The organism is Alcanivorax sp. HI0083 (assembly GCF_001635175.1).
Genome location: NZ_LWFX01000991.1, coordinates 1 through 7,192 on the forward strand (window position 1 = coordinate 1; position 7,192 = coordinate 7,192).

5 protein-coding genes and 1 pseudogene are annotated in these 7,192 nt (G+C 57.1%); 5 read left to right on the plus strand and 1 reads right to left on the minus strand.

The window, feature by feature from the left end; translation table 11 throughout:
* Positions 1-475, plus strand: a pseudogene (locus A3754_RS11915) (cell division protein FtsZ); the annotation flags it as partial.
* Positions 476-585: 110 nt separating this feature from the next.
* Positions 586-1,500, plus strand: coding sequence for a UDP-3-O-acyl-N-acetylglucosamine deacetylase (gene lpxC, locus A3754_RS11920; protein ID WP_063519865.1), 915 nt, complete (start codon positions 586-588; stop codon positions 1,498-1,500).
* Between the two features lie 178 nt (positions 1,501-1,678).
* On the opposite strand, the gene A3754_RS11925 is transcribed toward lpxC, so the two are convergent.
* On the minus strand, positions 1,679-2,122 hold the full coding sequence (locus A3754_RS11925; RefSeq protein WP_063519866.1) for a hypothetical protein: 444 nt from the start codon (positions 2,120-2,122) through the stop codon (positions 1,679-1,681).
* A gap of 100 nt (positions 2,123-2,222) precedes the next feature.
* On the opposite strand from A3754_RS11925, the gene A3754_RS11930 reads away from it, so the two are divergent.
* From A3754_RS11930 to argJ, 3 genes are all read left to right on the plus strand, one after another.
* Positions 2,223-3,155 carry a M23 family metallopeptidase gene (locus A3754_RS11930; RefSeq protein WP_063519867.1) on the plus strand — a complete coding sequence of 311 codons (933 nt, stop codon included), beginning with the start codon at positions 2,223-2,225 and terminating at the stop codon, positions 3,153-3,155.
* Positions 3,156-3,327: 172 nt separating this feature from the next.
* Positions 3,328-6,042: a preprotein translocase subunit SecA gene (secA, locus tag A3754_RS11935; RefSeq protein WP_063519868.1), complete on the plus strand. Its 2,715-nt coding sequence runs from the start codon at positions 3,328-3,330 to the stop codon at positions 6,040-6,042.
* A gap of 127 nt (positions 6,043-6,169) precedes the next feature.
* Positions 6,170-7,192: bifunctional glutamate N-acetyltransferase/amino-acid acetyltransferase ArgJ (gene argJ, locus A3754_RS11940; protein ID WP_231880603.1), on the plus strand; the 1,023-nt coding region annotated here is incomplete at its 3' end.

Consider the following 7,192-nt stretch of genomic DNA (forward strand, 5'->3'; position numbering starts at 1 on the left):
TGCCAGCGGCGAAGGCCGGGCGGCAGAAGCGGCGCAGGCGGCTATCTCCAGCCCGCTGCTGGAAGATGTGGATCTGCGCGGCGCGCGGGGTATCCTGATCAATATCACTGCCAACGAGTCCATCGCTCTGGATGAGTTCTCTGAAGTGGGTGATATCGTCAGCGAGCTGGCCAGTGACGATGCCAACGTGATCATCGGTACCGCTATCGACCCGGATATGGGCGAGAGCATCAGCGTTACCGTGGTAGCGACCGGCTTGGGTGCCGCTCAGCAGGAACTAAAAGTGGTACGTGGCCGTCAGACCCCTGTCGCGGCAGACGGTCGGGTGGACTACAGCGACCTGGATCGCCCGGCTGTGGAGCGTAAACGCGCCGCCCAGCAGGCTGCCGGTGGCCGTGGCCAGCAGGCAGTGAGCACCGCAGAAGATCTGGATTTCATTGATATTCCGACCTTCCTGCGCCGCCAGGCCGACTAACGGTCTGGCGAGATTGGTGCAAAATCGGGGTGTTCCAGTATAATCGCGCCCTAATTTTGTGTTGAGGAAAGCGGTATCCTCAAGGGTACCCGCAGCTGTGTGACAGACTGATGATCAGACAACGAACGCTAAAAAACGTGATCCGCGCCACTGGCGTAGGGCTTCACACCGGCGAAAAGGTCTACATGACCGTGCGCCCGGCACCGGTAAATACCGGTATCGTGTTCCGGCGTGTGGACCTGGACCCGGTGGTGGAGATCAAGGCTGCCGCGGACGCGGTGGGCGAAACCACCCTCTCTTCCACGCTGGTTCAGGATGGCGTGAAAGTGGGTACGGTAGAGCACTTCCTGTCCGCCATGGCAGGCCTGGGCATCGATAACGCCTTTGTGGAGTTGTCCGCCCCGGAAATGCCGATCATGGATGGCAGTGCCGGTCCGTTCGTCTTCCTGTTGCAATCTGCCGGTATCAAAGAGCAGGAAGCCGCCAAGAAGTTCATCCGCATCAAGAAAGAAGTGACGGTGCGTGAAGGCGACAAAACGGCGACGTTCGTGCCTTTTGACGGCTTCAAGGTGACTTTTTCCATCGAGTTCGATCACCCGGTGTTTGAAGATCGTAACCAGCTGGCCAGTATCGATTTCTCCACGACCTCGTTTGTGAAAGAAGTGGCCCGTGCCCGGACCTTTGGCTTTATGCGCGATATCGAGTTCCTGCGCAGCCAGAACCTGGCCCTGGGTGGCAGCGTGGATAACGCCATCGTGGTGGACGAGTATCGTATCCTCAACGAAGATGGCCTGCGTTATGACGACGAGTTCGTCAAACACAAGATGTTGGACGCCATTGGCGACCTGTATCTGCTGGGTCACAGTCTGATTGGCGAGTTCATCGGCCACAAATCCGGCCATGCACTCAACAATGCGCTGTTGCGGGAAATTCTCCGTCAGGAGGACTCCTACGAGGTGGTGACGTTCGAAGATGCCACCAATGCGCCTGTGTCCTATATGCGCCCTGTTCTGGCAGCAGAATAAGTGGCGGCAAAGTAGTAAAGAAAGAGGTTGGCCGCTTCGGGTCAGTATGATCCGGAAGGTGGCTGACTCTGGCCGAAGCGATTCGGCTGTACGTCGAAGCCCTGTTGGCCACCTGGCTGTCTCCCGCAGTCAGGTGGTTTTTCGTTTCAAGGGCGGAGAGATGGACGGTTAGTGTTCCTCAATCGGGCTCACCGCGGCTTGCCAGCCGCTGCAATGACGCTTTTAGCGCGTCATCCTCTATGGCTTCGGCCACAGCTTCGATGTGTCGAGCGCTTTCTCGGGCCAAATGCGGCCCCGCCGGCTTGCTGGCATGGTTATTGCTCGACATGGGTTGGCGTTTGCCGCCTACCACGATCTTGATTTGTTGCCCGGGCATGGCCTGTTGCAATTTCGGCAGATGAAAACGTAGTAGTTGCGCGGTGGCACTGGTTTCCGCGATGGCCAGCCAGCGATGCTGGTCTTCTACCAGGGTGACACGCTCACGCAACGCCGGAGGCAGGCAATGCATAGGGTCACTTTGCTCCTGGGCGGGGCTCTTCCTGGCTTCTTTCGCCAGAGCTGATAGAGCGGGATGACCGCTTAGCAGGGCGAGCAGGGCTTTGGGCGACGTTGTCTTGCTCATGAGTTTTACTTAGACTAGCCTGCAGATTGTAAAAGAATTTATAAAAAACAGCGTAACATATTGAATTGAATGATTTTTAGCTGGTGCGTTACGAAATCTTATGAACATCATAGTCCTTAACAGCAAGCGCGGCCATTCGCGCACACTGCCCGTTCCTCGCCATTGGCCCTGGTTATTGGCTGCGGCGTTGGTGGTGTTTCCCGCGATTATTGGCGTTAGCGCCTATCTTCTGGCCTATCGAGTGGGCGGTCAGCCTGAATTTACTCCGGTAATGACGGAGCGTTTTGCGGGGCAGCTGGAGCAGCAGCAACAAGCTCTTTCCGAGCTGGATCAGCAAAGCCAGGAGCAGTTTCGTGCCCTGACGCTCAAGCTGGCCCAGGCTCAGGCTCGGCTGGTTCGCCTGGATGCACTGGGTGAGAGACTGGTGGAAGTGGCTGATATCGGCGGTGACGAATTCGATTTCAGTAGTGTGCCCGGTGTCGGTGGACCGGAATCGCCGGATGAGGGGGCCAGTTATGAGTTGCCTTCCTTTATGGGGGCGCTGGATCAAATGACGGCCACCCTGGAACGCCGTGAGCGTCAGCTGGATATCCTGGAAGACCTGCTGGCGGATAAACAGTTGGAAGACCAGACTTATCTGTCTGGCCGCCCGCTGACCAAAGGCTGGATGTCCAGCCGTTTTGGCCGGCGTTCCGATCCCTTTTCCGGCCGGGTGGCCTGGCATAAAGGGGTGGATTTCGCGGGTAAGGAAGGCACGCCCATCGTGGCCACCGGTGCTGGCGTTGTGACCTATTCCGGTGAGCGTTCCGGTTACGGCAAAATGGTGGAGATCAACCACGGTAACGGCCTGTCCACCCGCTACGGGCACGCGATGGAGCTGCTGGTGGAGCCGGGGGACATTGTTCGCACCGGTGATACGGTGGCCAAGGTGGGCAATTCCGGCCGTTCCACTGGGCCGCATGTGCACTACGAAGTGCTGAAAAACGGCGCTCAGGTGAACCCACAGCCCTATATTTACCGCGCTCGCCGCTAAAACTGAAAATCGAAAACGGCCCAATGGGGCCGTTTTTCGTTATCGGGCCTTGATTACGGCGAATACCACCTTATCTCTCAATCCTATTGTGTTTAGAATGGCTCACCTTGCGGGGGAATCACCTTGCCGCCACCGGGCTGTTTGTCCTGACTTTTACTGAACCGGAAGTTTTATGCTGGGTACCATCGTAAAAAAAATCATCGGCACCAAGAATGATCGTGAAATCAAGCGAATGGCAAAGCTGGTCGATGCCATTAATAACCACGCAGAGGCGATGGGGCAGCTTACCGATGGCGATCTGCAGCACAAGACAGTCGCCTTCCGGCAGGCTTTCAAAGACGGCAAGACCCTGGATGAGTTGCTACCCGAAGCGTTTGCGGTAGTCCGCGAAGCGTCTACACGGGTGATGGGGATGCGCCATTTCGACGTGCAGATGATGGGCGGGATATCCCTGCATGAAGGGCGTATTNCCGAGATGCGTACCGGTGAAGGTAAAACCCTGACGGCGACCCTGCCGGCCTACCTGAATGCGCTCTCCGGTGAAGGCGTGCATGTGGTTACGGTAAATGATTACCTGGCCGAGCGTGACGCCAATTGGATGCGTCCCCTGTACGAATTCCTCGGGTTATCCGTGGGCATCATTCTGTCCCAGCAGCCCACCGAGCAGAAGCGCGCCGCGTACGCGTCGGATATTACCTACGGAACCAACAACGAATACGGCTTCGATTACCTGCGCGACAACATGGCCTTCCGCCTGGAAGACCGGGTGCAGCGTGGGTTGAATTACGCCATCGTCGATGAGGTGGATTCCATCCTGATTGATGAGGCGAGAACGCCACTGATTATTTCCGGCCCGGCGGCAGATTCCTCCGAGCTGTACCAGGCGGTGAATCAGTTGATGCCGCAACTGGAGAAAGAGACAGAAGAGAGCGAAGGCGATTACTTCGTTGATGAAAAACAACGGCAGGTAGAGCTGACCGAGGCGGGTCACCAGAAGATTGAAGCGCTACTGGTCAGCAACCAGTTGCTGGAACAGGGCGAAAGCCTGTACGCGGCCCATAACCTGGCGCTGCTGCATCATGTGCATGCGGCGCTGAAAGCCCATGCCCTGTTCCACATCGACCGGGATTACATCGTTCAGAACGACCAGATCGTGATCGTGGATGAACACACCGGCCGTACCATGCCGGGGCGTCGCTGGTCCGAAGGTATTCATCAGGCCATCGAGGCCAAAGAAGGGCTGAATATCCAGCAGGAAAACCAGACCCTGGCGTCCACCACCTTCCAGAACTATTTCCGCCTGTATAACAAGCTGTCCGGCATGACCGGTACCGCGGACACCGAGGCGCTGGAATTCCGCCAGATTTATGGCATGGATGTGGTGGTGGTCCCCACCAACAAACCCATGGTGCGGATTGACGCCAATGATTTGGTGTACCTGAGCCTGCAAGAAAAATTCGACGCTATCGTCAAGGAAGTGACCGAGGCGGTGGCTAAAGGTGCGCCGGTGCTGGTGGGTACTGCCACCATTGAAGCGTCGGAGTATCTGTCCAAGCGTTTGAAGCAGGACAAGATCGCCCACGAGGTACTGAACGCCAAGTTCCATCAGCGCGAAGCCCAGATTATTGCCCAGGCCGGCCGGCCGAGAGCGGTCACCATTGCCACCAATATGGCGGGTCGGGGGACGGATATTGTGCTCGGCGGTAATCCCGAAGAGCAGATCAAGCATATGGATACCCCGTCCGAGGCAGAAGCGGAGAAAATTCGTGCCGAGTGGCAGGCGAACCACGATACCGTCATGGAAGCCGGCGGTTTGCACATTATTGGTACCGAGCGTCATGAGTCCCGCCGTATCGATAATCAGCTGCGAGGCCGTGCGGGGCGTCAGGGGGATCCGGGTTACACCCGCTTCTTCCTGTCCATGGAAGATGACCTGATGCGTATCTTCGCATCAGACAAGATTCGCAACCTGATGCGCTCTCTGGGCCTGGAAAACGGCGAAGCGATCGAACATCGCTGGGTAACTCGCGCCATTGAAAATGCTCAGCGCAAGGTGGAAGGGCGCAACTTTGATATCCGCAAGAATCTGTTGGAATACGATGACGTGGCCAACGACCAGCGTCAGGTCATCTACGGCCAGCGTGATCAGATTCTGGAAGCCGAAGATCTGGTGAATTCTGTGAAAGGGATTCGCCGCGATGTGGTGACCGAAGTGGTTCACGATTATATGGCGCCGGGCTCTGTGGAAGATCAGTGGGATATCCCGGGCCTGGAGAAAACCCTGGATGCGGAATTCCAGTGCCATGCACCGATTGGCCAGTGGCTCAACGAAGACAATCAGCTGCATATCGAGGGCCTGATCGAAAAGCTGGTCGAGCGCATGGACGAGGATTACCAGCGTAAGGAAGGCGAGATCGGTACCGAGGATTTGCGCAAGATCGAGAAGCACCTGATGTTGCAAATTCTGGATCGCCACTGGAAAGAGCACCTGGCGAGCATGGATCACTTGCGCCAGGGCATCCACCTGCGCGGCTACGCCCAGAAAAACCCCAAGCAGGAATACAAGAAAGAAGCTTTCGAGTTGTTCCAGGGCCTGCTTAACCAGATCCAGCATGAATTGATTCGTGTGCTGCACAGCTTCCAGGTGCGTCGCGATGACGAAGTGGAGCGTCTGGAGCAGCAGCGCGAGGAAGAGGCGCGTCTGCAGGCGGAAAAAATGAAAATGCAGGCGGTGGCCGAACCGGGCACCGATGGCGATGCCCAGCCCCGTCAACAGGGCGAGCAGCCCAAGACGGTGGTCCGGGAGGGCCGTAAAGTCGGGCGTAATGAGCCGTGCCCTTGTGGTTCCGGCAAGAAGTACAAGCAGTGTCACGGCAAGATTGAATAAAGCAGCTGCTAGCGACGAGCTTCCAGCTACGAGAAAAACAAAGGCACCGGTGAAAGTCGGTGCTTTTCTTTATGATGACTAGTTGCTCGCAGCTAGAAGCTAGTCGCTGAATGTTAAGGAAAACGTGATGACACAGTCTGAGTGGTTGCCAGTCCCCGGCGTGCGGCTTGCCGCCGTGGAAGCCGGCATCAAAAAAGCCAATCGCAAGGATTTGGTGGTGCTGGAGCTGGCCCAGGGGAGTCGTGTCAGTGGTGTGTTTACCCTTAATCGGTTCTGTGCTGCGCCAGTACAGGTAGCCAAGTCCCGTCTGGCTGCCACTACGCCACGCTACCTGATGATCAACACCGGCTACGCCAATGCCGGTACCGGCAAAAAAGGCCTGGAAAACTGCCTGGCCAGCTGTGAATTGCTGGCGAAAGCCGCAGGTTGCGATGCCGATGAAATCCTGCCGTATTCAACCGGCGTTATCGGGGAACAGTTTCCGCTGGATGCCTTTGCCTCCGGCTTGCCCAAAGCGCTGGATACACTGGATGTCCATCATTGGGGGCGGGCGTCGGAAGGCATAATGACCACCGATACCTACCCCAAGCTCACCAGTCGGCGGGTGGAGATGGATGGCGTGCCAGTGACGATCACAGGGATGTCCAAGGGCTCCGGCATGATCAAGCCAAACATGGCCACCATGCTGGGTTTTATCGCCACCGACGCACCGATTGCCAAGCCACTGTTGGATGAGTGGGTGAAAGCCCTGGCGGACAAATCCTTCAACCGGGTGACGGTGGACGGGGATACCTCTACCAATGATGCCTGCATGCTGATCAGCACCGGCCAGGCTGCCATGGATGAAATTACCGCGCTGGATGATCACAGTCAGTTGCTGTACCAGGCGCTGGAAGAGGTCTTCACTGAACTGGCTCAGGCACTGGTTCGTGACGGTGAAGGCGCGACCAAGTTTGTGGAAATTACCGTAACCGGAGCCGCCAGCGAAAGCGACGCACGAGCGGTGGCTGAAACCATTGCCCATTCCCCTCTGGTGAAAACGGCGCTGTTTGCCTCGGACCCTAATTGGGGCCGTATTTTGGCTGCCATTGGCCGGGCGCCGATTGCGGCGCTGGATGTGGACAAAGTCAGTGTTTGGCTGGGTGATTTG

Bases quoted from the DNA above. Each gene is read 5' to 3' on its own strand.
- A3754_RS11930 (WP_063519867.1), top strand. From the start codon at position 2,223: ATGAACATCATAGTCCTTAACAGCAAGCGCGGCCATTCGCGCACACTG.
- lpxC (WP_063519865.1), top strand. From the start codon at position 586: ATGATCAGACAACGAACGCTAAAAAACGTGATCCGCGCCACTGGCGTA.
- A3754_RS11925 (WP_063519866.1), bottom strand. From the start codon at position 2,122: ATGAGCAAGACAACGTCGCCCAAAGCCCTGCTCGCCCTGCTAAGCGGT.